The 508-nt window shown below is 46.3% G+C and carries 1 protein-coding gene and 1 pseudogene; both read left to right on the top strand.

Annotation, left to right across the window (positions count from 1 at the left end; genetic code table 11):
* Nucleotides 1-432 (top strand): phage tail protein (locus ACFIKY_RS09370; protein ID WP_375661770.1); only part of this gene is annotated, 432 nt, incomplete at its 5' end.
* Nucleotides 429-508: pseudogene (locus ACFIKY_RS09365) on the top strand (phage tail protein); the annotation flags it as partial. The gene ACFIKY_RS09370 and the pseudogene ACFIKY_RS09365, both read left to right, overlap by 4 nt.

Here is a 508-nt window from a genome sequence, read left to right as displayed (position 1 = left end):
CATCAATTTTATGTGGACTGGCTGAATTTCCAATCCTTTGAAGAAGAGTTTTCTGCCTCATGGGTTTGTATGGAGCGTTTTGGCAGGTCCCCCAGTTTGCAATTTACCGGCTATGGCAATGATGCAAAAACCATTCATGGCGTTTGGTTTCCAGAAGAATTTGGTGATCGGGTAGCCATTGATGCCATCGCCCAAACCATTCGAAGAGCAAAGCCGGTCCAGATGCTTCGTTGGATCAATGATACGACCTATAGTGTCCTTCTCCATGGTCCCGTGGTGATCACCACGATCAATAAAGACCACGACTATATCAGTCGCTCTGGTCAATCCCAGCGCATCCGCTATTCCATTACTCTCGTGCCCTTTTTCAATGGGGGAAAACCACAAGGTCAATATCAGGTGGGACAATACCAAGTGGGACAAACTCCATGAAGATACCAGAAAAGCATGTTGTTGTAGAGTTAGAGGATATGAGTCTTGATCTCATCTGCTTTCACCATGCCATGGC

Origin of the sequence: Bartonella sp. CR127HXZ, from assembly GCF_042194555.1 — a bacterium.
In the GTDB taxonomy this organism is placed as follows: Bacteria; Pseudomonadota; Alphaproteobacteria; order Rhizobiales; family Rhizobiaceae; genus Bartonella; species Bartonella grahamii.
Note: the sequence above shows the minus strand (reverse complement) of the source record. Positions and strands in the feature narration are given on the sequence as shown.